Annotated in this window: 21 protein-coding genes; 14 read left to right on the top strand and 7 right to left on the bottom strand. The window is 68.0% G+C overall.

Going from position 1 to position 24,643, the window contains the following annotated elements:
• Positions 1–3: 3 nt before the first annotated feature.
• From ACSGC5_RS04095 to ACSGC5_RS04070, 6 genes are all read left to right on the top strand, one after another.
• Positions 4–1,341: a glutamine synthetase family protein gene (locus ACSGC5_RS04095; RefSeq protein ID WP_434969334.1), complete on the top strand. Its 1,338-nt coding sequence runs from the start codon at positions 4–6 to the stop codon at positions 1,339–1,341.
• A 17-nt stretch (positions 1,342–1,358) separates the two neighbouring features.
• Positions 1,359–4,352 carry a bifunctional [glutamine synthetase] adenylyltransferase/[glutamine synthetase]-adenylyl-L-tyrosine phosphorylase gene (locus ACSGC5_RS04090; protein ID WP_434969333.1) on the top strand — a complete coding sequence of 998 codons (2,994 nt, stop codon included), beginning with the start codon at positions 1,359–1,361 and terminating at the stop codon, positions 4,350–4,352.
• Positions 4,353–4,635: 283 nt separating this feature from the next.
• Positions 4,636–4,860: a helix-turn-helix transcriptional regulator gene (locus ACSGC5_RS04085; protein ID WP_434969332.1), complete on the top strand. Its 225-nt coding sequence runs from the start codon at positions 4,636–4,638 to the stop codon at positions 4,858–4,860.
• A complete protein-coding gene (locus ACSGC5_RS04080; protein WP_434969331.1) occupies positions 4,860–6,182 on the top strand; it encodes a tyrosine-type recombinase/integrase in 1,323 nt (440 codons plus the stop codon). Before ACSGC5_RS04085 ends, ACSGC5_RS04080 begins: the two co-directional genes overlap by 1 nt.
• 76 nt (positions 6,183–6,258) lie before the next feature.
• Positions 6,259–6,615 (top strand): helix-turn-helix domain-containing protein, encoded by a 357-nt coding sequence (locus ACSGC5_RS04075; RefSeq protein ID WP_434969330.1) that lies wholly within the window; start codon positions 6,259–6,261, stop codon positions 6,613–6,615.
• Positions 6,616–6,741: 126 nt separating this feature from the next.
• Positions 6,742–7,260 (top strand): hypothetical protein, encoded by a 519-nt coding sequence (locus ACSGC5_RS04070; protein ID WP_434969329.1) that lies wholly within the window; start codon positions 6,742–6,744, stop codon positions 7,258–7,260.
• 1 nt (position 7,261) lies between these two features.
• On the opposite strand, the gene ACSGC5_RS04065 is transcribed toward ACSGC5_RS04070, so the two are convergent.
• The 4 genes from ACSGC5_RS04065 to ACSGC5_RS04050 form a co-directional block, all read right to left on the bottom strand.
• Entirely contained in the window at positions 7,262–12,196 is a 4,935-nt protein-coding gene (locus ACSGC5_RS04065) for a helicase (protein WP_434969328.1), read from the bottom strand.
• 71 nt (positions 12,197–12,267) lie between these two features.
• Positions 12,268–12,792 carry a hypothetical protein gene (locus tag ACSGC5_RS04060; RefSeq protein WP_434969414.1) on the bottom strand — a complete coding sequence of 175 codons (525 nt, stop codon included), beginning with the start codon at positions 12,790–12,792 and terminating at the stop codon, positions 12,268–12,270.
• A 138-nt stretch (positions 12,793–12,930) separates the two neighbouring features.
• Positions 12,931–13,539, bottom strand: coding sequence for a hypothetical protein (locus tag ACSGC5_RS04055; protein WP_434969327.1), 609 nt, complete (start codon positions 13,537–13,539; stop codon positions 12,931–12,933).
• Between the two features lie 9 nt (positions 13,540–13,548).
• Positions 13,549–13,989 carry a single-stranded DNA-binding protein gene (locus ACSGC5_RS04050; protein ID WP_434969326.1) on the bottom strand — a complete coding sequence of 147 codons (441 nt, stop codon included), beginning with the start codon at positions 13,987–13,989 and terminating at the stop codon, positions 13,549–13,551.
• Positions 13,990–14,196: 207 nt separating this feature from the next.
• Between ACSGC5_RS04050 and ACSGC5_RS04045 the strand changes: the two genes are divergently transcribed.
• Positions 14,197–14,493: a hypothetical protein gene (locus ACSGC5_RS04045; RefSeq protein ID WP_434969325.1), complete on the top strand. Its 297-nt coding sequence runs from the start codon at positions 14,197–14,199 to the stop codon at positions 14,491–14,493.
• Positions 14,494–14,534: 41 nt separating this feature from the next.
• On the opposite strand, the gene ACSGC5_RS04040 is transcribed toward ACSGC5_RS04045, so the two are convergent.
• Positions 14,535–16,346 (bottom strand): type IV secretory system conjugative DNA transfer family protein, encoded by a 1,812-nt coding sequence (locus tag ACSGC5_RS04040; protein ID WP_434969324.1) that lies wholly within the window; start codon positions 16,344–16,346, stop codon positions 14,535–14,537.
• Complete coding sequence (locus ACSGC5_RS04035; RefSeq protein WP_434969323.1) at positions 16,343–16,933, bottom strand: hypothetical protein; 591 nt, start codon at positions 16,931–16,933, stop codon at positions 16,343–16,345. Before ACSGC5_RS04035 ends, ACSGC5_RS04040 begins: the two co-directional genes overlap by 4 nt.
• Before the next feature lie 338 nt (positions 16,934–17,271).
• On the opposite strand from ACSGC5_RS04035, the gene ACSGC5_RS04030 reads away from it, so the two are divergent.
• Genes ACSGC5_RS04030 through ACSGC5_RS04010 form a run of 5 tightly spaced genes read left to right on the top strand, consistent with a single transcriptional unit; the run spans position 17,272 to position 21,704 of the window.
• Positions 17,272–18,261, top strand: a complete 990-nt coding sequence (locus ACSGC5_RS04030) for a bile acid:sodium symporter (protein ID WP_434969322.1) — start codon at positions 17,272–17,274, stop codon at positions 18,259–18,261.
• A gap of 53 nt (positions 18,262–18,314) precedes the next feature.
• The gene (gene cmtR / locus ACSGC5_RS04025) at positions 18,315–18,674 is read left to right on the top strand and encodes a Cd(II)/Pb(II)-sensing metalloregulatory transcriptional regulator CmtR (protein ID WP_031289545.1); all 360 of its coding nucleotides are present in this window, start codon (positions 18,315–18,317) and stop codon (positions 18,672–18,674) included.
• The gene (locus ACSGC5_RS04020) at positions 18,671–20,581 is read left to right on the top strand and encodes a heavy metal translocating P-type ATPase (RefSeq protein WP_434969321.1); all 1,911 of its coding nucleotides are present in this window, start codon (positions 18,671–18,673) and stop codon (positions 20,579–20,581) included. The genes cmtR and ACSGC5_RS04020 overlap by 4 nt, the downstream gene beginning before the upstream one ends.
• Positions 20,581–21,183, top strand: coding sequence for a cadmium resistance transporter (locus tag ACSGC5_RS04015; protein WP_434969320.1), 603 nt, complete (start codon positions 20,581–20,583; stop codon positions 21,181–21,183). The genes ACSGC5_RS04020 and ACSGC5_RS04015 overlap by 1 nt, the downstream gene beginning before the upstream one ends.
• Positions 21,180–21,704 carry a signal peptidase II gene (locus ACSGC5_RS04010; RefSeq protein ID WP_434969319.1) on the top strand — a complete coding sequence of 175 codons (525 nt, stop codon included), beginning with the start codon at positions 21,180–21,182 and terminating at the stop codon, positions 21,702–21,704. Before ACSGC5_RS04015 ends, ACSGC5_RS04010 begins: the two co-directional genes overlap by 4 nt.
• Positions 21,705–21,797: 93 nt before the next feature.
• On the opposite strand, the gene ACSGC5_RS04005 is transcribed toward ACSGC5_RS04010, so the two are convergent.
• Entirely contained in the window at positions 21,798–22,475 is a 678-nt protein-coding gene (locus tag ACSGC5_RS04005) for a helix-turn-helix domain-containing protein (protein WP_434969318.1), read from the bottom strand.
• Between the two features lie 37 nt (positions 22,476–22,512).
• On the opposite strand from ACSGC5_RS04005, the gene ACSGC5_RS04000 reads away from it, so the two are divergent.
• Positions 22,513–23,217 carry an aquaporin gene (locus tag ACSGC5_RS04000; RefSeq protein ID WP_434969317.1) on the top strand — a complete coding sequence of 235 codons (705 nt, stop codon included), beginning with the start codon at positions 22,513–22,515 and terminating at the stop codon, positions 23,215–23,217.
• Positions 23,214–24,602, top strand: a complete 1,389-nt coding sequence (locus ACSGC5_RS03995) for an FAD-dependent oxidoreductase (protein ID WP_434969316.1) — start codon at positions 23,214–23,216, stop codon at positions 24,600–24,602. The genes ACSGC5_RS04000 and ACSGC5_RS03995 overlap by 4 nt, the downstream gene beginning before the upstream one ends.
• Positions 24,603–24,643: the final 41 nt, after the last annotated feature.

Genomic DNA, 24,643 nt, shown 5'->3' with positions numbered 1-24,643 from the left:
GCCATGGACAAGCAGCGGGACTTCGTCCTTCGCACGATCGAGGAGCGCGGCGTCAAGTTCGTGCGTCTCTGGTTCACCGACGTCATCGGCACTCTGAAGTCAGTGGCTGTCGCTCCCGCCGAGGTCGAGGGTGCCTTCACTGAGGGGCTGGGCTTCGACGGTTCGGCGATCGAAGGACTCACTCGTTCCTACGAGTCCGATCTGCTCGCGCACCCCGACCCCACGACGTTCCAAACGTTGCCGTGGCGCGGCGAGATCGACCCGACCGCGCGCATGTTCTGTGACATCACGACGCCTGATGGACAGCCTGCCGTCGCCGACCCGCGCCACGTCCTCAAGCGGACATTGGCCAAAGCCGCGGACGCCGGTTTCACGTTCTACACCCACCCCGAGATCGAGTTCTACCTCCTGAAGTCCTCGTCCTATGGGCCCGAGGGGCCAGAGCCGGTCGACTCCGCGGGGTACTTCGACAATGTTCCCGGCGGCACCGCCCATGACTTCCGACGCCGCTCCGTGCGGATGCTGGAGGATCTGGGGATCTCCGTTGAGTACAGCCACCACGAGGGCGGCCCCGGCCAGAACGAGATCGACCTTCGCTACGCCGACGCGCTCGCGACCGCGGACAACATCATGACGTTCCGCACCGTCATCAAGGAGGTGGCGATCGAACAGGGCGTGTACGCGACCTTCATGCCCAAGCCTCTGAGCGGCAAGCCCGGAAGCGGCATGCACACGCACATGTCCTTGTTCGAGGGCGACGTCAACGCGTTCTACGAGGAGGGCGCGCAGTACCAACTCTCGAAAGTCGGGAGACAGTTCATCGCGGGGCTCCTGCGGCATGCGAACGAGATCAGCGCGGTGACCAACCAGTTCGTGAACTCCTACAAGAGGCTGTGGGGAGGCGACGAGGCACCGAGCTTCATCTGCTGGGGCCACAACAACCGTTCCGCGCTCGTGCGCGTTCCGCTGTACAAACCCAATAAGGGCCAGTCGTCCCGGGTCGAGTATCGCGCGCTCGATTCGGCGGCCAATCCGTACCTGGCGTATGCGCTCCTTCTCGCGGCAGGCCTGAAGGGGATCGAAGAGGGATACGAGCTCCCGGCCGAGGCCGAGGACAACGTGTGGTCCCTCACCGACTCCGAGCGACGCGCACTCGGCTATGCGCCGCTGCCGGCGAGCCTGGACCACGCGCTCGAGTACATGGAAGACTCCGAACTGGTCGCGGAAACGCTCGGTGAGCAGGTGTTCAACTACGTCCTGCTCAACAAGCGTCGCGAATGGCAGGAGTACCGCTCGCAGGTGACTCCGTATGAGCTGAAGAGCAATCTCGAGATGCTCTGACCGCTCGGGGACCGTTGATGGCATCCACCGAACGGACCACGGGACTGACCGATCTGGCCCGTGCGGGCTTCAGCGAGCTCGCCCAGGCCGATGCCGGGCTCACGGAGCTCGCCGAGACTCTGGGCCGGGCCCGCGCCGATATCGGTGCGCCGGCGTCGCGCGCCGCTGATCCGGATGCCGCGCTGCACGCGCTCCTCCGTGTGGCGCGCCGCGACAGCGAGGCGCTGCGCGGCGCCGCGGCCGACGAGCGACGCTGGTCGGACCTCTGGTTGTTGCTCGGGGCATCGCGCGGTTTCGGGGAGTTCTACGCGCGGCATCCGGGAGAGATCGCGGCGCTCGATGGCGGGGCCGTCCGTCTTCCGACAGACGCGGAGCTCACTGACACGCTGCTGAACGCTGTCGGCGCCGAGGCGGGCTTTGCCGATGACGGCTCCGAGCAGGCGTGGGTCAGACTCCGTGTGGCGTACCGCACCCAGGTGGCGCGCATCGCACTGTTCGATCTGTCGCACACGGCGCCCGAATCGGTGTTGGAAGCGGTTGCGGCCGCGCTGGCCGATGCGGCAGGGGCCGCGCTGGAGGCCTCCCTGTGCATCGCTCGCACGCGGATCTCGACGGGCGGACCGGCGGGCCAGTTCTCTCGCGAGCAGGTCGACGCTACCCAGCTGGCGATCATCGGAATGGGCAAGTGCGGTGCTCGCGAGCTCAACTACGTCTCCGACGTCGATGTGATCTTCGTCGCCGGAACGGATGACGAGTCCCTCGTCTCCGAGAGTCGCGCCGTCGATATCGGCACTCGCCTGGCTGTGCAGACGATGCGGGGTATCTCGGGTGTCGAGGTCGAACCTCCGCTGTGGGAGGTGGATCCGAACCTCCGGCCGGAGGGCAAGCAGGGGGCGCTCGTGCGGACGCTCGATTCGCACGTGGCGTACTACGAGCGGTGGGCCAAGAGCTGGGAGTTCCAGGCGCTGCTGAAGGCCCGTCCGATCGCGGGCAACCCCTCCCTGGGTGAGGCGTATGTGGCAGAGGTTCAGCCGCGGGTGTGGGCCAGCGCCGCGCGCGAGAACTTCGTCGACAGCGTCCAACGGATGCGCGAGCGGGTGACATACCACATCCCGCCGGACGAGGTCTCTCAGCAGATCAAGCTCGGGCCCGGCGGCATCCGCGATGTCGAGTTCACGGTTCAACTCCTGCAGCTCGTGCATGGCCTGAGCGACGAGGCGATTCGGCAACGGGGGACACTGCCGGCAATCGATGCGCTGGTCGCCGAGGGCTACATCGGGCGCGCCGACGCCGCCGCGTTTGCACGCGACTACCGGCTGCTTCGGCTGATGGAGCATCGACTCCAGTTGCGCCGGCTGTCGCGCACACACCTCATGCCCACCGATCCCGACGAGCTGCGGGTGCTCGCTCGCGCAACGGGTCTGGCCGACACCGGCGCGGCCCTCCTCGATCAGTGGGAGACCATCAAGCGCGAAGTGCGCGATATCCACGTGCGGCTCTTCTACCGGCCGCTGCTGTCGGCGGTCGCGGCACTTCCCGCCGAGGAACGCAGCCTGTCGGAGGATCAGGCTCACGATCGGCTCGCCGCGATCGGGTTCTCGGACCCCCCGGGTGCTCTGCGCCACATCCGCGCACTCACGACCGGCCTCAGTCGTAAGGCCACGATCCAGCGTCACCTCATGCCCGTCATGATCCGATGGTTCGCCGACGGTGTCGACCCCGACTACGGACTGATCTCCTTCCGTCGCCTGAGCGAGCGCCTCGGTGACACGCCCTGGTTCCTGCGCATGCTCCGCGACTCGACGGGGGCGGCCGAACGTCTCACGCGTGTCCTTTCCGGTTCGCGGTACGTGGGTGAACTCGTCGAGTGGATACCGGAGTCGGCTGCATGGCTGGATGACGAGGACCACCTTCGCCCGCGCTCGGGTCTGGCGCTGCAGGAGGAGGCTCGCGCCATTCAGACGCGCCACTCCTCGATCGAGGACGCGGCACGAGCGGTTCGCGCTCTGCGTCGCCGGGAGGTGCTGCGCACAGCGATGGGCGGCATCCTGGGCATTTTGTCGATTGCGGAGATCGCGGACGCGCTGACGACGATCACGGAGGTCACCATCCAGGCCACTCTGCGCGCCGTGCGGCGCGAGGTGGTTCCCCCCGAGGACGACGCACTCGATTTCTCCGTGATCGCGATGGGGCGCTTCGGGGGTGCGGAGCTCGGGTTCGGGTCGGATGCCGATGTGCTCTACGTCTACCGTGCCAACGGTGTGGAAGAGAGCCGCGCGGCCCAGCTTGCGAACGCTCTGGTGGCGGGATTGCGGCAGCACTCCGAGGATCAGCGTCTCCCACTGGATCTGGATGCCGATCTGCGACCGGAGGGACGCAACGGGCCGATCGTCCGGTCGCTGGATGCCTACGCGGCCTACTACCGGCGATGGTCGCTGTCGTGGGAGGCGCAAGCTCTCCTGCGCTCCCGAGGAGTGGCCGGCAGTGTGAAGCTGATCGGCGCGTTCACCGACCTCGCCGACTCCGTGCGATACCCCGTGTCAGCGGACGCCGCCGGTCTGCGTGAGATCAAGCGCATCAAGGCGCGTGTCGAGAACGAACGACTGCCACAGGGGGTCGATCCCGCCCGGCATCTCAAGCTGGGCCCGGGCTCACTCAGCGACGTCGAGTGGCTTGTCCAGCTTCTCCAACTCCAGCACGCCCATGCCATACCCGAACTGCGGACCACGTCCACGCTTCGCGCGTTGGACGCCCTGGCGACACACTCGCTGCTTCCCAGCAGCGCCGTCGAGCGTCTGCGGCAGGCGTGGGTTCTGGCGAGCCGACTGCGCTCTGCCAACACGTTGCTTTCGGGTCAGACCAGCGATGTGCTGCCCGCGGATCGCCGCAAGCTGGACGGACTCGCGCGCTTGCTCGAATACCCGCCGCATTCTGCGTCCCAGGTCGAAGAGGACTACTTGGGTGCCACTCGTCGGGCGCGGCGCGTCTTCGAGAAGTACTTCTACGGCTGAGCGGCTTCCGCGACACCGTAGACGCGGAATGGCCCGCATCCGAGGGGATGCGGGCCATTCGCGTGGTCTGATCTCAGACGCCGAAGTACAGCTCGGCTTGAGGATCTGAGAACCGGAGGGGGTTCCGCAGGCTCACACTTCCCTGCAAACACAGGGAAGTGCAATGGTGAGCATGAGTGGGGTCGCTGCTGCGGCTGTCCGAGAACCCGTCCGTTTACTCGATACTTGGCCGTCCTACGGGGGTCGCTGGAGGTCTGCGGGTGGTGCCGCCTACCTCATTGATATGAGCGACGACCGCCCCCGCCTCTGGACTCCGCAGGAGCTTGCGGAGTACACGGGCATCCCGATCAGGACGCTCGCTGACTGGCGGACAGAGCGTGCGCGCAGCCGAGGTCTCGGGTTGCCGTTCGTCGCACTCTCGTCGCACAACGTTCGCTACCGCGATGAGGATGTAGAGGCGTTCATCGCGGGGCGGATCGTGGCCCCGACGGAAAGTGCGGGCGACTGATGGCTCGGCCGAAGCGCGCGCTCGGCGAACTTGGCAAGGTGACCTACACCGTTGAGCCGAACGGCCTGGTCATCGCGCGGGCGCGGGTCTATGACGGCAACGGGCAAGAGCGTCGTCCCAGCGGCAGCGGAGCGACTGAGGCTGAGGCTCTGACCGCGTTGCAGGAAGCGGCTGATGTCGTTGTCGGTCGAGTCCTGGCGCGACGAACACAGCTCATGACCGTCGCTGAGCTGGCGACGACGTGGCTGAAGACGGCGTACCACGACGATGATCCTCGGGTGCTGCGTCAGCGCCGCGAGCAGACCGTCGATGGCTACGCCTCGGTGGTGCGCGCGCATGTCATCCCGCGCGCTGGGGTCATCCCCATCGCCGACATCACTGCCGACCGTGCTGATGGGCTGCTTATGGACATCGCACGGGAGAAGTCGGTGACGACCGCGAACAAGGTTCGGAACGTGATGTCGCTGATGTTCGACTGGGCGATCCAGCAGGGGCATTTCTCGGCTGCCGGGTCGATCCAGAACACACGGTACGGGGCGGTCGTCGTGGCGAACCCGATCCGTGCGACCAGACGAGCGGACGAGCCGGACACGGTGTACTTCGAACTCGACGCGGTGCAGGTCAAGTACATCCTCCACCTCATCCGCGAGGTGTGGCCCGAGCGGCACCGGAAGCGGTATCCAGTGGGCCGACGGCCCAACTACAAGCTGCTCGCCGACTACATCCTCATCACGCTCGGCACCTCAGAGCGGACAGCGGAACCGATTGCAATCCGGTTCCAGGACGTGCGGTTCGAGGCGGTGGAACAACCGGATGGAAGCCTCACGATGGAGGCGCTCGTCTGGGTCGGCGGGACGATGGTTCGCACCAAGTCCCGCGGCCTGTTCCGCCAGGACTCACCCAAGGCGGAGCGGCAGAAGCGTTGGGTTCGCGTGCCGAAGTTCGCGGCGAAGGTACTGAGCGAACTCGTGGCGAGCCACGTTCCCGACCCCGAACGCAATCCAGACGACGTGCTGTTCACGTCCGAGCGCGGCCGTCCGCGCGACCCCAGCGCCGTTGGCGAGTTGCTCAGGATGTTCCGCCGCGAGTTCGAGCCGGAACTGCTGGCTATCGGGGTCGACGCCGAGCATCTCACCTTCCGCAGTCTGCGCAAGGCGGTCGCTGCGGCGGTGTCGGACATGGCAGGCGTCGAGGTCGCACGCGACCTGCTCGGGCACAGCAGCACCGACATCACGGAAGGGCACTACGCGAAGCGTCCCGACCTCATCGTCGAGGTCGCGGCTGACGCGCTCGACGAGGCGTTCGCGGGCATCGACGCATGAACTGTAAGGCTCAAGAAGGGGATGCCGTATGAACACTTGTATTGTCCAGAGTGTGCAGGCGGGGTAGGATGGGGTCATGACCATGACGAGCTTGACGATCAACCCGGAGGATGTGCGCTCCAGCGCCGGGGCGCGCCCGGCTTGGCTGAAGCAGGTCGCCGCGTATGTACAGCAGGCGGCAGCCGATGGGGAGACGGTGACGCTGACGGCGAAGCGCCGCATGATGACCCCCGAGCAGGTCGCCGACGCGATGGGCGTGTCTCGTCCCACCATCTCGCGGAAGATCAAGGCGGGGGAGATTCGCGCGGTCAAGGTCGGCAATCGCAATCGCATCCCCTACGAGGAGTTCGAGCGGTACTGGCGCAAGACGATGGGCGACCTCGTGGAGCTGACGCGCGATGAACTCCGTGACGACCTCTTCGGCGATCAGTGAGCTGACGCGCGTTCTCCTGGACGCGAACATCATCGCTAAGCCCATCACTCGGACTCTGCTGGTCGTCGGCGGGGTGCCGAGCGGCCTCCGCGCCTCTGGAGCCGGGCTGCCGAGCGGGAGGCCCAGGTGCACATGCGCCCGAGGGCGTTGCCGCCGTCGAGTGTCCGGGAGCGATTCGACGTCTTGCTCGGGCCGACCGGCACGGGTGCGGAACGCTTCGGAGGCACGAAGGGCGCGGATCGGCAGATCCTTGCCGATGCTGCGGCCGGGGGCGCGCGGTTCCTGGTCACCGAGGATGTGGACGACTACGGGCTGGACGATCTTGCTAGCGTCGGCATTTCGGCGGCGAACCCCGATCTGTTCCTCGCCGCGCGGCTCACCCGCGATGCGTACTCGACGGTGATCGACCTGTTCGTCGAGCGTCAGCTCAACCCGCCGACCACGCCCGCGCAGTTCCATGCCGCCATCGCCAGGGATCATCCTCGCCTGTTCGCCGCACACGCGGACCTCTACGAGGTCGAGCCCGAGCAAGGCATCCACGGCGAACCGGAGGTGATCTTTCGCGGTGCGCGCTGCCTGCGTTGCGAGCAGATCATCGCCGACCCCGCCACGATCATCGACGGGCGCGGCCCGGAGTGTCGCTGAGCTACAGCCGCGGGGCGTTGCCCGGCGGCGCGGCAGGGGGCGTCGCGGGGACGAACGGGGCCGCGGGCTCACGACCCGCACCCTCCCGCGACCCGAGGTTCGGTTCGTAGGAGCGCACTGCTTCGACGGTCAGCTCGACCCGCTCGGACTCTGGCGCGGCGGGCTCGCGTGCCGGTTCGTCCTGCATCGCGGCGAGCTGGGACTCGACGCGGGCGAGGTCTTCCTCGGCATCGGCGAGAGCCTGAGTGTGGCGGAACGGCTGGCCGAGGCGCTGCTGGGTGTCGGCGACGGTCTGCTCGGCTTCTTCCAGGTCTTCGCGGGCCTGGTCGAGGAGTGCGGGGATGCCGCTGACACGGTTCTCGATGCGCTGCACGAGCCCGAGCCCGGCTTCCAGGAACGACTCCTTCGGCATCGTGAATCCCGAGCGGGGCACCTCGGGCAGGGAGACGGTCACATCGAGGGCGGCGAGCCCGGAGCGGGCCTCGACGTGGATGTCGAAGCCTGAGATGCGGCCGATGATCCCGAAGTCCTTGTGCCCGTACCCGGGCAGCCACTTCAGCCCGGAGTCGCCCATCCACGCGGCGAGGGCGTGCGCGGCTTCGGAGCGGGAGTCGTAGTCGCGTGCGCCGAGCGTGATGCGGAACCTGTCGCCGCTCGTGTCGATCATCCGTGGGGCAGCGGCTTCCAGTCCGCGGATGTCCGCGGCGGCGCGCTCGGCGGCTGACCGGGCGCGGTTGCCGGTGTGGACGAGCATGTCCTCGTTGCGTTCGTGAGCGCGCTGCAAGCGGCGGAGCCGGTTCACCTCGTTGAGGATGACGGAGTGCTCCAGCAGGAGCGGGTTGCCGGAGGCGATGGCTTTGGCTTCGGCTGCGGACAGCGCGGAGGTGTCGATCTCCTCGATCTCTCGGGCGTTGATCTTGCCGCGCAGGAGTTGCGCGAACGACGCGGCCTTCCGCTCGACGGTCTGCCACATGTAGGAGTCGAAGGAACGCTCGGTGACGTAGCGGACGATCGCCACTTCCTCGTTCTGGTTGCCCTGCCGCATGATGCGCCCGTCGCGCTGCGCGATGTCGGAGGGCCGCCACGGGCAGTCCAGGTGGTGCAGTGCGATGGCGCGGGCCTGGACGTTCGTGCCGACGCCCATCTTCTCCGTCGATCCGAAGAGCACGGCGACGTGGCCGGCGCGGGCCGCGGCGAACAGGCGGGCCTTCTCCAAATCGGTCTTCGCCTCGTGCATGTACCTGACCTGCTCGGCGGGGATACCGCGCTGCACGAGCTGCTGCCGCAACTCGTCGTAGGCGTTCCACCTGTCCTGGTTCGGGGTGCCGATATCGGAGAACACGAGTTGGAGCGACCCGCGCACCGTGGAGGGCTGCCCGGTCAGCGTGTCGAGGTACTCGTTGTCTCGGGTGCGCTCCCAGATGCGGTGGATCGCGTCGGCGGCGACGTCGACCTTGCTCGGCCCGGACGGGTCGCGGGGGACGACCATGCGGATGTCGAGCGCGGCCTTGCGCCCGTCGGTGGCGATCAGGAGCATGTTGTCCTCGTCGGGCCGCACCTGGCGGGTGGCGACCTTCTCGGCGCGCTCGGCGAGGGAGGCGACGTACTGCTCCAGCTCGACGGTCGGCTGCACCGGCACGGTGGAGGGCGCGCGGCTGCCGTCGTCGCGCTGCACGAGCGCGGGCACGGGCAGGTCGAGGTCGTCGGCGGTCTTCACGTCGGCGAACACCGACCACATACGCAGCAGCTCCTGCCCGTTCTGGAACCGGGCGAAGCGGGTCTTCATTCGGAAGGTGCTGCCGGTCGGCGAGATCTCCATTTGCGTGACCAGCTCGCCGAACGTCGCCGCCCACGCATCGAACGCGCCGACACCCGCCGACTCCAGCACGTCGGGCCGCAGGTATCGCTGCATGACATAGGTTTCGGTGATCGAGTTCGAGATGGGTGTCGCCGTCGCCGCGGTCACAACCCGCTCGCGTCCTGCCGAGCGAAGATATTCGAGCTTCATGTGCAGGTCGCTCGCGCGATCCGAGCCCTCGATGGCGGCGTCGCGGATGTTCGACTCCGTGGCGAGGTTCTTGTACATGTGCATCTCGTCGACGATGACGTAGTCGATGCCGGTGTCCTCGAAGCAGACGCCGCGGTCGCGGTCGGTATCGGTGCGCTCCTTCAGCTTGTTCTCCATCGCCAGGAGCTTGCGCTGGATGCGCTTGACGCTCATCCGCTGCTCGCCGGTAGCCTCGCCCAGCACTCGCCGCACGTCCTCGACCTGCCCGCGGATGTACTGTGCCTGCGTCTCGGCGCGCAGCGGAATCTTGGCGAACGCGCCCTGGGTGACGATGATCGCGTCCCACTCGTTCGCGGCAGCGCGGGCGACGAACAGCCGCCGCTTGTCTGCCGTGAGATCGAGGCTCGACGCCGCGAGCACACGGGCGCGCGGGTAGATCTGCAGCCACTCGCGCCCGAACTGCTCCAGCATGTGATTGGGCACGACCACGACGGGCTTGCTGATGAGTCCCATCCGGCGCATCTCCATTGCGCCCATGATCATTTCCGCGGTCTTGCCCGCGCCGACCTCGTGGAACAGACCCGCGGCGGGCTCGGACACCATGCGCGCGACCGCGGCCCGCTGGTGCGTGCGCGGCTCGAAGTTCGACGCCAGGCCGGGCAACGACAAATACGCCCCGGCATCCGTGTAGTCGCGGAGCACGATGGAGTTGAAGCGCCGGTTGTACTCGTCCACGAGTGCCTGCGCGCGGGCCGGGTCTTCCCACACCCAATCGCTGAACCGCTCCTGGAGTGCGTCGGCCTTCTCCTGAGCGGCGGCGGTTTCGACGGGGTTGAGCACGCGGCGCACCTTGCCGTCGATGTCCTTCTCCTCGTCGTAGACGAGCATCGTCCGCTGCTCCATGACGGCCTGGGCGATGTCCGGCGCGGGGCGGCGCGGTGTGCCCCACTCCGAGGTGGAGGGCAGCCCCTGCCGTCCGCCGCGGATCTCCCACATGCCTGGCAGCGGGTTCTCCACGCGAACGTCGGGCGCGCGCAGGGTGCTCCGCAGGAACTGCTCGTGCACGTCGGCGCTGATCCAGACCGCGCCGAGCTTCGCGTGGATGTCCTGGATGCCCAGCGGCGCGGGCAACACCTCAGCGAGCGCATCGACGTTGACCTGGAACTCCGGGTTGTCCTCGGCGCGGAGCCGTGCCGCTTCGAGCTTGACCCGCACGTCGCCCGACAGATACTCCGGCGCGTGGATGAGCTGGTTCGTGACTGGATCGGCGAACACGAGCGTTCCCAGCGCCTCGCGCGCCTCGCGGTCGTTCATGCCGAGCAGGTCGGCGACGAGAGTGATGTCGATGCGGCCAGTGCGGTCGAGGCTGACCGCGATGGCATCGGCCGGGTTGTCGACACCCTGCACCTCGGCGCGCGGCACCACCACGCGGTGACTCATGATCGCGGCAGGCGACGCGGACTGATCCTCGTCGTCGAACTGTTCGAGTGCGAGCACCAGGGGACCGAACGGATCGGAGCGCAGCAGGCGGATCGCGGTCGGCACGATGCGGGCGAAGGTCTCCTCGCCATCCTCGTTCGTGCGCCCGGTGGGGCGCAGCGTGTAGCGGTTCAGCGCCCCGTAGGTGCCGACGTACTTCAGGTAGTCGCGACGTAGCGTCGTGCGGGTGAGCACGATGTCAGGCGTGTCGTCCACGCTCGCAGCCTCCGCGGTCAGCAGGCGGGATGCCCCGTCGCGCAGACGCAGCAGGACGCGCAGCTCGCGCTCGGCGGACTTCGGCACCGCGAGCGGCTCCAGCCCGCCTGAGACCACGGTGCGGAAGCCGCCGCTCTCGCTCGCCACGATGCTGCCGTCCCACAACTCCGGCGCCGACGGCGTGAACGCGGCCCGGCGCGCCTGCTGCTCGGCGGTCCGCTCCGTGATCGTCAGCCCGGCACGGCGAGCGGAGAACACGAGCTGGTCGACGGCGACGGCGAGCTCCGCCTCCAGGTCCGCCAGGTCGGTCGTGATGGTGAGCGTGGCCGCGTCGTACATCCCGTGGCCGACGCCGACCTCCCCGAGCATCTGCTCCGGGTGCTCATCGAAGTAGCGGTTGATCCGCATCGGCACGTCGTCGATGGGCACCTGCGCGACCGTCTCCCAGGCGTCGTCGCGCATCTGCTCGCCGTCCGGTCGCCGCCGGAACACGAGCAGGTCGGTGACGACCTCCGTCCCTGCGGCTCGGCGGTGCGCCCCGGTGGGCAGGCGGATCGCGCCCACGAGGTCGGCCAGCTCGTTCATCTCCCGCCGCGCCCCGGGGTTCTGTGCGTCCATCGTGTAGTGGGAGGTCAGCACCGCGACGAGGCCGCCCGGCCGGGTCAGGCGTAGCGACTTGATGATGAAGTGGTTGTGCATCGATTGCCGGGTCGCGTTGTGAAGCGGATCGTGCAGGGTGAGGTTGCTGAACGGCACGTTGCCGATGGCGGCGTCGAAGTGTCCTTCGGGCAGTCGCGTGTCGGCGAAGGACTCGGCACGGACGGTCGCGTGCGGGTACAGCTCGGCGCAGATCGCCGCCGTCAGGGGGTCGAGTTCCACTCCGGTCATCTGTGCCGACTCCGGCGCGAGGCCGATGAACGTGCCCGCCCCGGAGCCGGGCTCGAGGACCGCACCTCCGCGGAACCCCAGCCCGTCCAGCAGTCGCCACACCTGCCGGGCGATCATCGGGTCGGTGTAATGCGCGTTGATGGTCGTCCGCCCCGCAGCCTCCCACTCGTCGTCGCTCAGCAGCTCGCGCAGCTCGGCGCGCTCGGCGTCCCACTCGGGCTTCAGGTCATCGAACACCTCGGGGATCGCGCCCCAGCTCGACCAGCGGGCGAGCACGCGCTGCCCCTCCGGGGATGCAGCGCGACCCGTGGAGTTCAGATCGTGGATGAGCTGGATGGCTTCCACGTTCGCCCGATAGCGTGCCTTCGCGCCCGACGGCCCGAGGTCGTCCTGCGAGGCGGGGATGAAGCGGGGCGCTACCGCAGCTCGCGGAAGAAGCGGATCGTCGCCGCCTCGGCGAGCGCCGCCTGATTCGCCCGCATGTACTCCCGCGGGGGCTCCGTCGCCACGAGCTCCAGCAGGAACTCGACGCTGAGCGCCCACTTCTTCGCCAGTTCCTCCAGCTCCACGGAGGAGGGCATCGAATCCGGGCAGTCCTGCATCCGCTCCGCCCAGAGGATCAGGTTCTCGTCGGAGGGTCGGGTCTGCTCCCATTCCTCCCGCGCCTGATCCAGCGGCAGGCTCGGATCGGTGAGCCACGCCAGTTGCGACATCACGACCTCCTCCGCCTGCCTCCGGGCCGCTGTCAGCCGGGCGACCTTCTGCAAGAAAGTCTCTCCCTGCCGGTCGCTTCCCGCCAGCATTGACGCGAGGTTCGTCACCTGCGCCTGCATCTCCAGGCCCATCGCCTCGAAGAACGCCGCGGGATCGTTCAGTTCCGCCACCCGGCTCGGGGCCGTCGCCTGCCAATGCGACAGCGCGATCTGCCCGTACTTGTTCATCACCTGCCCCAGCCTCCCGAGCGGCGGTGAGCGCGGCGTCGGCCGCAGGGTCGTCGAGCCCCCACAGATCGAACTCCAGTTGCCCCGGCCAGGGCTTCCGGGATCGCTGCCACGCCATTCGCCGTCACCGCCCGCGCCCTACTGCTCCGCCGCGAGGTGGGCGTAGAACTCGTCCTCGATGGCCTGCCTGCGCGCCACGTCCTCCTTGACGAACTGCGTGAAGTCGGCGTCCCGGTTGGGGATCACCGTCTCCACGGGAGCGGGGCGCTCGTCCTCGCCCGGCCACACCGCCTGCCGCGTCGGGCGATCCGTGTTGAGCTTCGTGCCGCACGCGGTCACCGCGTCCCGAAGCTGCGGCATGAAGGCCCAGAAATCTCGCCACCAGCCGAACGGTGCCGAGCCGTGCTGCTTCTTGTCGTAGGCATTCAGGTAGTGCTGGCGCAGCGCCGACAGCGGCCACACCAGCTCCGGGTGCCGGTGCCAGTACGGCGGCACGACATTCACGCTCAGCCCGAACTCGTGGCGCACCCAGTTCACGAAGGCGTTCAGCTCCAACCACTCCACCTGCGCCTCGGCCGCGGTCAGGATGTTCCAGTTCACCGGGCGCGGCGGCTCGGGCGTATCCTCCGTCTCGGGGTCCGCCTCCTTGGCCGGCCTCGGCGAAGGGGTCACCGGCTCCGGCTCTTCGGGCGGGGGCACGTCGAAGTCGGGATCGTCTGGCGGGAACAGCGTCGTCTCGGTGGTCATGACGCGGCCTCACAGCGTCATCGGACGGGGCGACGGCTGCTGCGGAAGGGTCGGGTCGGGCGCTTCGATGGTCGTGCTCTCGACCTGCTGCGACCGCGAGCGGCCACGGTCGACGGCGTAGCTCGTGCGGGCGGCGTCGGGGCCGATGTGCGTGGCGATGAACTCCTCGCCGCTGACCGTCTCGCCGTTCTTCTCGTAGCTGAACTTCTGGACGTGGCCGCTGGCGACGAAGTTGTCGCCGCGCGCGAACTTCTCGTAGGCGTGCTCCGCGCTGCGCCGAAACATCTTGAACGGGTAGAACTTCGTCTCGCCCTGGGCGAACGAGCCGTCCGGGTTGCGCTCGAACTGCTCCTGACCGATCCAGGCGAACAGCCGCGCCTCACCGTCCTCGTTGAAGGACAACTGCGGGTCGCTGGCGAAGAAGCCCCACAGGGATTCTTTGGTTCGCATCGGGATGCTCCTAACTTCTCCTGCCGAGAGAGGATTGCTACCCGATAGGTGCGCAGGCTCGACCGTCCGCGCGCCCGGCTACTGTGATGACAGTGCTGAGAGGCGAGCGTCGCCTGGGCAGAGAATGCGAGAGGTAGGTCGTCCAGTGTCGTTCGTGACCACTCGACCCGCGAAGAGTTCGAGGATGAAGACGAGTACCTGCGTTCGATGAAGCAGGAGGACTCGTACCAGTTCTCATACGACTATGAGTACGTCGCCGACAGATTCGGCGACGGTGATGACGACGTGAAGCTGGAGAACGCGAGGCTCAACGTCTCGCTGTCTTGGGACGACTCCTCGGCTCCGGGATACGTCGTCTCGTGCACCGTCGATTCGCCGACCCCGATTCCAAACGACTGGACGGGCGACGCCGACCAGATCTTCAGTGACTTGTGGCATGCCGTCACCGCGGACCTGAGTTCCCTTGGTATCGGCTCGGAGCTGCACAAAGACTGGCCGATCTAGCGTCCGCGGTGGGCGCCGATCTGGCGGTCACGCGAAGTTGGTCAGTCGCCGATGACTGTTGCCTCACCTATCCCAGCGGTGCCCGGCTGCATGAGCGCCTCGACCTCGGCGCGCTGGGCGAGCAGCATCTCGGCATCCGGTCGGTTGAGCCAGTAGCGCATGGTCGTGATGATCGGCGGCGCGGAGCGCAGCAGCACGAGTGAAGTGCCCTGGGGCAGGGTGCGGATGTCTTCGACCTTCATGACCGGCACGCGACGGATCGAGCGTTGACTCGAGCGCAAGCCGCGTTCGCCGATGGTCACGGAGTCAGTCGTCTCGTCGCGTTCACCGATCAGTGTGGAGATGTCCTGGAGGTGCCGTGTGTCCGTCCCGCCGCCGAGCACGATCTTGGTGATGCTCGCGTCCCACATCGCGGTCGCGGCGTCGTCGCCCCAACGACCTCGCGCCTGGGCGAGCGACTGGAACACGGGCATCACCGTGAGACCCGTACCGCCGCCCTCTGCCATGAGGACCGGGAGCGAAGGCAGAGGCGCGAGGTTCCCGATCTCGTCGAGCGCGAGCAGCACGGGCGGGTCGAGTCGCGCGCCCGGCGAGCGCGCGGCGATGCGCCGGGCCGTCTCTACGAGGTCTTCGATGAACGCCGCGACGAGCGACGAGGACGCCCCGGCCCCGGCACCTGTCGCCAGGAGGTAGAGCGTGCCGGAGTCGCGCAGGAACGCCTCGGGGTCGAACTGCTCGTCCTCGCTGGGGCTGACCGCTTCCAGCACCCGCGGATCGGCGAGGGAGGCGAGTGAGAGCGAGACGCCCTGCCAGATTGAGTCGCGCGTGCGCGGGTCGGATTGCAGCATCCCGTCGAGTGACTCGGCCCATCCCGTCGCGGCCTCGGGGTGCGAGGCGAGAATGGAGACGGCATCCGCCGCAGCCGCGGGGTCGAGCGTCCAGCGGAACAGCTCGGCGGGTTGCCGGTGATCGAGCGCCGCAGCGTGCAGAAGCGCCTGAAGCGCCGTGCGGGTCTTGCCTTCCCAGAATCCGCCGTTCTCGACGGAGGGGCCGGAGAGCCCGGTTCCCGCGGCGAGACCTGTGCCGCGGATCATTGCCGTCAGGGGCACCTCGCACCCGCGGATCGGCGACCATCGCAGACCCGCAGGCACACCCTCGCCGAGATGCTGGGGATCGAACACGGAGACCGGGCCGCCGCGCGCCTGGCGAGCGCGGAGCGTCGCCGTGAGGTTGTCCGGCCGGGTCGAGGTCGTGATGACCGCACCGTGCGCGTCGAGGATGGTGTTGATGACGATGTTCGCGCCCTTCCCGGATCTCGGCGGGCCGATGAGCAGGATCGAGTCCTCGACGGATGTCCACACGCGCTTACCGCGCGAGGTGCCAAGGAGGTAGCCGACCTCCTCGGGCTTCGGGTCGGTGAGCGAGGGGCGCAGCGTCTTCGCGCGACGCAGAAGGTCACGTTCGGATGCGGCGCGCTGCACGTCGCGCGCATCAGCGATTCCCTCGATCCGGTTCGGGTCGGCCTTGGTCCGCTTGCCCAGCTCGCGCACCCATCGCCAGATGAACCACACAGTGGTGCCGACGGCGGCGAGCAGGAGTGCGGCGGTGATCCAGTAGGCGACGGGGCTGAGCGACGCGGAGCCGAGTGCCGAGCCGGGGTCGCCGGCATGGAAGACCACTCCGACTCCCGCTTCGAGACCCGCCGCGGGCTGGGGTGCGCCCGTGACGAACGCAGCGATGTTCCCGGCGAAGCGGAGCGCACCGGCCAGCAGCATCGCACCGATGAGCGCGCCGAGGGCGAGGTTCGTCAGTTCGTCGCCGAACACCCCGGCTCGAGGTGACGAGCTGGTCATGCCGGGTGTCCGACGATGCAGGTGCCCGAGACGCGACCGAGCAGGATGACCTCGCGCGTGGGGCTCAGATCGAGCAGACCCGGCTCGATCTGAGCCCTTGCCGCTCCCTCGCTGCTTGCGCCGGTGTGCCGGACGATGACCGCCACGGCAACCTCCTCGCCGGGGACGAATCCCTCGCCGTTCTGGAGTGCGAGCGGGTGCGAAGGCTCCGTTGCATCCTGCGCAGAGTCGCCATCCTCAACCGAGGCCGGCGGTTCCGCGGGCGGGGACTGGTCGAGGGACGCGGGGTGGAGCGCAGCGGTCACGATGTCCGTGTAAACGGTGCCATCGAGTTCGTGCACGACGACGCGCGCGGGCGAGTGACGCTGCTCGACGACCTCGCTGATGATCTGCGCGAAGGAGTGCCGCTGCCACGACGGGGCGAAGGGCGGCGGGTCGAACGGCTCCCCGTCGACCACGACGCGCAGCGTCGCGTCCGGCTGCACCGTCATCGTCACGACCGGCAGCACGGGCGGGACGGCAGTAGCGACCTCCTGCCCGCCACTCTCCCGGCGAGCGCGGCGACGCCGCGAAAGGGTAGTGGTCATCTCACGCAGCCCCAACTGCCGTGAGTTCGTGCGGATGGTCTAGTCCGTGATGGCTCATGCACACTAGGTGCGCCTCACGTGTCGGCTGGTCGATGAATCTCAGCGAAACGTCGGGAATCGTGCCCGTTCGTCACGAATCGTGGCGTGCGTTCGCGAATCCTGAACTCGCACCGCGAGGAACGCCCGGCTCCTCGGTCAGCGTCGCCGCATTCATACGGCGGAGGTCTCAGTGTCGCAGCAGCCGGGCACCGGCTAATCACGTCCGCTCGTGAAGCAAGAGTCAGCATGCGCTGACCATACAGCCAGCAGTGACCTATTGGAACTGGAAGGATGAAGTCATGCGAGCGGGCGTGGTGTGGATGGAGCGGTATCAGGTGCCGCTCTATCTGACTGCCCTCGTGCTCGGCGCGGCTGCCGGCCTGCTTGCCCCCGCGGTCAGTCATCCGGCGGAGGTCGCGATCAACCCGGTGCTCGGGTTGCTGCTCTACGCCACTTTCCTCGGGGTGCCGTTTGCGAGGATCGGGCAGGCGTTCCGCGACTGGCGTTTCCTCGCCACCATCCTCGTCGTCAACTTTGTCCTCGTGCCCGTGGTGGTGTTCCTGCTGTCGCGGATCGTCGCCTACGACCAGGTGCTGCTGGTCGGCGTGCTGTTCGTGCTGCTAACCCCGTGCGTGGATTACGTGATCGTGTTCACCGGCATCGCGGGCGGTGCGAAGGACAGGTTACTCGCGGCCGCCCCGATCCTGATGCTGGGTCAGATGCTCCTGCTGCCGCTCTACCTGCTGCTGTTCGTCGGTCCCGAGTTCGTCCAGGTCATCGACCTCGCCCCATTCGTCGAAGCGTTCCTGCTGCTCATCGTCCTGCCGCTGGTTGCGGCCGGGCTCACCCAGCTCGCCGCCGCCCGCACGCGCTGGGGAGTGGTGGTGCAGGAGGTCGTGCTGGGGGCGATGGTGCCGCTGATGATGCTCACCCTCGCCGTCGTCGTCGCCTCCCAGATCACCGGCGTCGGACAGCAACTCGGCGCGCTGCTGCTCGCCATTCCCGTCTATGTCCTGTTCGCGGCGGTCATGGTTCCCCTCGGCGCGGTGGCCGGGAGGGTGGCCCGGCTGGATGTGCCGGCGCGCAGGGCGATCGTGTTCAGCGGTGTGACCCGCAACTCCCTCGTTGTCCTCCCGCTCGTCCTCGCTCTGCCTGCCGCGTTCGACCTTGCCCCACTCGTCGTAGTCACGCAGACCCTCGTTGAGCTCATCGTGATGGTCGTCTTCGTCCGGCTCATCCCGCGGCTCCTCCGGGCCCGCATCGTGCGCGAGCGGCACCAGAGCGGATGAACACAAGAGTCGACAACTTGCCCATAGGTCACCGGTGACTGTATAGTCACCGCATGCTGACTATTGCTTCGCGACTTGATGTGATGAACCGGCTGGGCCGGGCCATGGCGGATCCGACGCGTTCCCGGATACTCATGACGCTGCTTGAGCACCCGAGCTACCCTGCTGTGCTCTCGCGAGAGCTGGAGTTGACGCGTTCGAATGTGTCCAACCACCTCACGTGTCTCCGTGATTGCGGGATCGTCGTTGCTGAACCTGAGGGTAGGCAGACCCGCTATGAGATCGCGGACCCGCACCTCGCGGCTGCGTTGACGTCTCTGATCGACGTCACGCTCGCGGTGGATGAGGATGCGCCGTGCGTGGATTCTGCGTGCACGGTGCCCGGATGCTGCGATACGGGGGTAGACGCGTGAGCGCGGTGACGGGGTCGCAAGTCGACGAGGTGGAGATCGACGACGATGATGACCATGATGGGCCGTGGTGGAAGGATCGCGAGATCCTGCTGCCGGTCTTCTCCGGTGTCGCGTTCCTGACGGGTCTGATTCTCGAGTGGTCCGGCCTCGAGATCCCGGCGTTGGTGCTGTTCTGGGCCGGACTGCTGGCCGGGGCGTCGACGTTCACTCCTGGCGCGATCCGGAAGCTGTTCAAGGGCAAGCTCGGCATCGGCCTGCTGATGACGATCAGCGCGATCGGCGCGGTCATCCTCGGCTACGTGGAGGAGGCCGCGGCGCTGGCGTTCTTGTACTCGATCGCTGAGGCGCTCGAGGACAAGGCGATGGATCGCGCCCGGGGCGGGCTGCGGGCGCTGCTGAAGCTCGTGCCGGAGACCGCGACTGTGCTGCAGGGCGGCGTGTCTGTGCAGGTGCAGGCGAAGGAGTTGACGGTCGGGCAGGTCATGGTGGTCCGTCCGGGTGAGCGGATCGCGACCGACGGGATCGTCCGTTCGGGGCGGTCCAGCCTGGATACCTCGGCGATCACCGGGGAGTCGATCCCCGTCGAGGTTGAGCCCGGTGATGCGGTGTCGGCCGGTGCGATCAACAGCGCCGGCGTTCTGGAGGTGGAGACGACGGCGGCGGGTACAGACAACTCGCTCACCACCATTGTCGAGTTGGTGGAGCAGGCGCAGACCGAGAAGGGCGAGCGTGCGCGTCTCGCCGACCGGATCGCACGCCCACTCGTCCCAGGTGTGCTGATCCTCGCCGCGCTTGTCGCGATCATCGGGTCGCTGCTGGGTGACCCGGAGGTGTGGATCACCCGTGCGCTCGTCGTGCTGGTCGCTGCCTCTCCGTGTGCGCTGGCGATCTCGGTTCCGTTGACGGTCGTCGCCGCGATCGGCGCGGCGAGCAAGTTCGGCGTGATCATCAAGTCCGGTGCTGTCTTCGAGCGCTTCGGCACGGTCCGGCACGTCGCCGTCGACAAGACCGGCACCCTCACCCGCAACGAGCCCGCGGTCACTGCCGTCCTTACCGCGGACGGCGTGACCGAGACCCAGGCGCTGGCGTGGGCGGCGGCGCTGGAGCAGCACAGCACGCATCCCCTCGCCGCTGCGATCAGCGCCGCGGCCCCGGGGACTCCGGCAGCTGCGGACGTGACCGAGCAGGCCGGGCATGGCATCGACGGCACCGTCGACGGATTGAGGATCACCGTCGGCAGTCCCCGCTGGCTGGACGCCGGCGACCTCGGTGACCAGGTCGCGGGTCTGGAAGAGCAGGGCATGACCGTCGTGATCGTGCACCGCGACGGGGTGCCGGTCGCGGCGATCGGCGTCCGTGACGAACTGCGCCCGGAAGTCCCTGAAGTCGTCCGGACCCTCGATGGTCAGGGCCTCGGCCTGACGATGCTCACCGGCGACAACGCCCGCACTGCTCGCGCTTTGGCGGCGCAGGCCGGGATCAGTGACGTGCGTGCGGAGTTGCGCCCGGAGGACAAAGCGACCGCGATCGGCGACCTGTCGCAGGCGGGATCCGTCGCGATGATCGGCGACGGCATCAACGACGCCCCTGCCCTCGCGTCCGCGGACATCGGCATCGCGATGGGTGCGACGGGTTCCGACGCGGCGATCGAGTCCGCCGATGTCGCCTTCACCGGCCACGACCTGCGTCTCATCCCGCGCGCGTTCGAACACGCGCGGCGGGGACGGCGGATCATCAACCAGAACATCATCCTGTCGCTGCTGATCATCACCGCGCTCCTCCCGCTCGCCCTCTTCGGGGTCCTGGGGCTCGCGGCCGTCGTCCTGGTCCACGAGGTCGCGGAGGTCATCGTGATCCTCAACGGCCTGCGCGCCGCGCGCACCCGCACGCCACGGGTGGAGAGCTGATGCTCGCAACCATCGGCTCCGCGATCGGCCTGTTCGCGGCGACCAACATCGACGATATCGTCGTGCTCACCGTGCTGTTCCTCGCATCCCGACGCGGGAAGCCCCGGCCATGGCAGATCGTCGCCGGTCAGTACCTCGGGTTCATCACCCTCGTCGTGATCAGCGTGATCGCCGCACTCGGTCTCACCATCGTTCCGGACGAATGGGTCGGCTTCCTCGGCCTCATCCCGCTCGGCATCGGCATCTGGACGCTCATTCGTGGCCTGCGCCGCAACGGTGACGACGATGACGACAAGATCACCGCGGTCGGACTATGGGGCGTCGCCGGGATCACCATCGCCAACGGCGCGGACAACATCTCCCTCTACACGCCGATCTTCCGCACCAGCACACCCGGTGACGTTGCGATCATGATCGTCGTTTTCCTGATCCTCGTCGCCGTCTGGTGTGCAGCCGGACGCCTGATCGGCACCCACAAGGCCGTTACCGAAACGCTGGAACGTGTCGAGCACTGGCTCGTACCCGTCGTGTTCATCGGCCTGGGCCTGTTCATCCTGATCGAGTCCGGCGTCCTCGTCCGCCTCTTCGAGGTTCTCGCATGACCCAGGACGCGAACACCGACGTCGAGCCCGCGTCGAGAGTTCAGCCGCAGAGAGGGCGCTGGCGGATTACGGTCTGGGCGCTCTTGATCGGCCTGGTCGCGATCCTGGTCGATCAGGGAACAAAAGCATGGGCCGAGGCCACTCTGTCGGAGTACGAGCGCATCCCGCTGATCGGCGACCTGCTGGGCCTGCAACTCGCCTACAACCCTGGCGCAGCGTTCTCCTTCGGCGAGGGCTCCACCTGGGTATTCGCATTGGCGGCTGTCGCCGCCACGGTCACCGCGATCGTGTTCGCGTTCCGAGTCCGACGCCCTGGATGGGCGATCGTGATCGGGGCGCTCGGCGGGGCCGCCGCTTCACATGCCGGCGACCGACTCTTCCGCCAACCAGGATTCGCCCGGGGGCACGTCGTGGACTTCCTCGCCTACGGCAACTGGTTCATCGGGAACGTCGCCGACATCGTCATCGTCACCGCCGCGATCGCCGCGGCAGTCCTCCTGCTCCGCAAAGACGAGAGCTGACGCGGTCTCCTGAGCACCCACACTGCGCGCTGCAGATTAAAAGCTGATGCTTGCGGCCATCGGCCCAGCGATCGCCCTGGCACGGTAGCGTCGTCATCCCTTCGTCGTGGTCAGCCTCGGGGCGAGTCTCTGGATTCGCGCGGCGAGGTCCTCGAAGGCTGTATCGAACGCGGCATCAGACCCGTCGCGCACCGGGTCGGGCACCGACCAATGCACCCTTCCCGCGCCGGCGAGTTCCTCGTGGGCGGTGTCGCAGACCGTGACCACGAAATCGTCCGCATTGAGCACGCCTTCCAGTGCGCGCGGTCGCGCGGCGCGGAGGGTGAGGCCGTGCCGGTTCGCGGCGGTGATCGCGCCGGGCTCGATCACGTCCGCCGGGTGCGTGCCGGCCGAGGCGACCGGGACGTCGCTGGCGTCGTGCCATAGGGCGGCGGCGAGCTGGGAGCGGGCGGAGTTGCCGGTGCAGACGAACAACACCCGCCGCACCCCGAGCGCCGCCGACGGGGTCAGCCCAGAGAACGCGTCGGGGGCAAGGTGCAGGTAGGTGCGGCGCCGGTCGGCCTCCGACCGAGTGCGCACCAGCAGCCCAGCGTGCTCAAGCTGGTTCAGGTGATGCGCGAGCAGGCTGGACGAGATCCCCAGCTCGGCTTGCAACTCGACCGGGGCGACATCGCCCAGGGTCAGTAGGTCCATGATCCGCAGCCGCACCGGATCGGCCAGCGCCGCATACCGCGCCACCCGCCCCGCAAGGTCAGTTCGCTCAATGTTCATTACCTCAATAGTGACTGAGCAATGTATCGTCGTTAAGGTGAACCACGAAAAGAGCACGACACCGACGCCCGCCCCGCTGTGGCGGCGCGCGGTCGCGGAGTTCCTCGGTGCCGGTCTGCTGGTGACCGTCGTGGTCGGTTCCGGCATCGCCGCCCAGCGCCTGTCGCCGGGCGATGTCGGGCTGCAGTTGCTGGAGAACTCGCTGGCGACCGCGCTCGGCCTGGCCGTGCTCATCCTGATCTTCCAGCCCGTCAGCGGGGCTCACCTCAACCCGGTCGTCACCCTCGCCGACCGGCTCCTCGGCACCCGCCACCGTCCGACCGAGATCACCGCATACCTCGTCGCCCAGATCACCGGAGGGATCGGCGGCGCGGTCCTGGCAGACCTGATGTTCGACACCCCGACGACGATCGCCACGACGGATCGGCTCTCGGCAGGGCATCTGCTCGGCGAGATCGTCGCCACCGCCGGCCTCGTCCTGCTGATCTTCGCCCTGGCCCGCACCGGCCGCAGCGCCCTGGCTGCCCCCGCGGTCGGCGCCTACATCGGGGCCGCTTACTGGTTCACCTCCTCGACCTCATTCGCCAACCCCGCGGTGACGATCGGCCGGATCTTCACCGACACCTTCGCCGGCATCGCCCCGACCGCCGCCGTGTGGTTCCTCGCCGCACAGCTCGTCGGCGCCGCCATGGGCGCCGTCCTTGTTCTCCTGCTCTTCCCGAATCGAAGGGCCCACCAATGACCCACCTGATCGCCATCGGCGGCTCCGACGCCGGCATCTCCGCCGCCCTCCGCGCCCGCGAACTCGACCCGACCACCGACGTGACTGTCGTGGTCGCGGACGAGTACCCGAATTTCTCCATCTGCGGCATCCCCTACTACTTCACCGGCGAGGTCCAGCCGTGGCAGTCCCTCGCGCACCGCACTGCCGCAGACCTGGAAGCGACCGGGATGAGTCTGCGGTTGAACACCTATGCGACGGGCATCGACGTCAACGGGCAGAGGCTCACCGTCCGCAACCCGGACGGGTCGTCGGAGGGGATCGCCTACGACGAGCTGATCGTCGGCACCGGTGCGCTCCCGTCCCACGCAGACATCGCCGGCCTCGACACGCTCGGCCCGGCGGACGGGGTGCATGTCATCCACTCGATGGGCGACACCTTCGCCCTCGACCACGACCTCACCACCCGGCAACCGGCCTCGGCGATCATCGTCGGCGCCGGCTACGTCGGCCTCGAGATGGCCGAAGCGTTCATCACCCGCGGGATGACCGTCACCCAGCTCCAGCGCGGCTCCGAAGTGCTCTCCACCCTCGACCCTGAACTCGGTGCCCTCGTCCACGAGGAGCTCACGACTCATGGCGTCGAGGTCGTCACCGGATCGACCGTCACCGGGATCGAGAAGACCCCGGCCGGCCTCGCCGTCACCGGCACCCGCGACGGCCAGCCGTTCACGCAGACCACGGACCTCGTCCTCGTCGTGGTCGGTGTCCGGCCGAACACAGAGCTGCTCGAACGGGCCGGGGCAAGCCTCGGCGCGGGCCGCGCGGTCGTCGTCGACGAGCACATGCGCACCGGGCTTCCGCATGTCTGGGCTGCAGGCGACGGCATCATCACGCACCACCGCCTCCTCGGGCAGACCTACCTGCCATTGGGCACCACGAGCCACAAACAGGGCCGCATCGCTGGAGAAAACGCCCTCGGCGGCAACCGCGCCTTCGCCGGATCGGTCGGCACCCAGGTCGTCAAGGTCTTCGACCTGATCGCGGCCCGCACCGGCCTGCGCGACCACGAGGCGATCACCGCCGGATACACGCCCTCGACCATCGACGCGGCTGCGGACGACCACAAGCGGTACTACCCCGGTGCGCACCCCATCCACTTCCGTATCACCGGCGACACCGGCGACGGACGCCTACTCGGCGCGCAACTCGTCGGCAGGCGCGGCACCGAGGTCGCCAAGCGCATCGACACCTTCGCCACCGCCCTTTACGCCGGACTCACCATCGAGCAGTTCGACGACCTCGACCTCTCCTACACCCCGCCCCTCGGCTCCCCGTGGGACGCCGTCCAAGTCGCGACCCAGGCATGGGAGGCCTCGCAGCGCCGCAGCCTCACCCCCGCATAGACACGAGCGCGACAACCGCGGGAACTCCCCAAGTGCGCTGA

The organism is Microbacterium sp. bgisy207 (assembly GCF_965345035.1).
Classification (GTDB): Bacteria; Actinomycetota; Actinomycetes; order Actinomycetales; family Microbacteriaceae; genus Microbacterium.
Note: the sequence above shows the minus strand (reverse complement) of the source record. Positions and strands in the feature narration are given on the sequence as shown.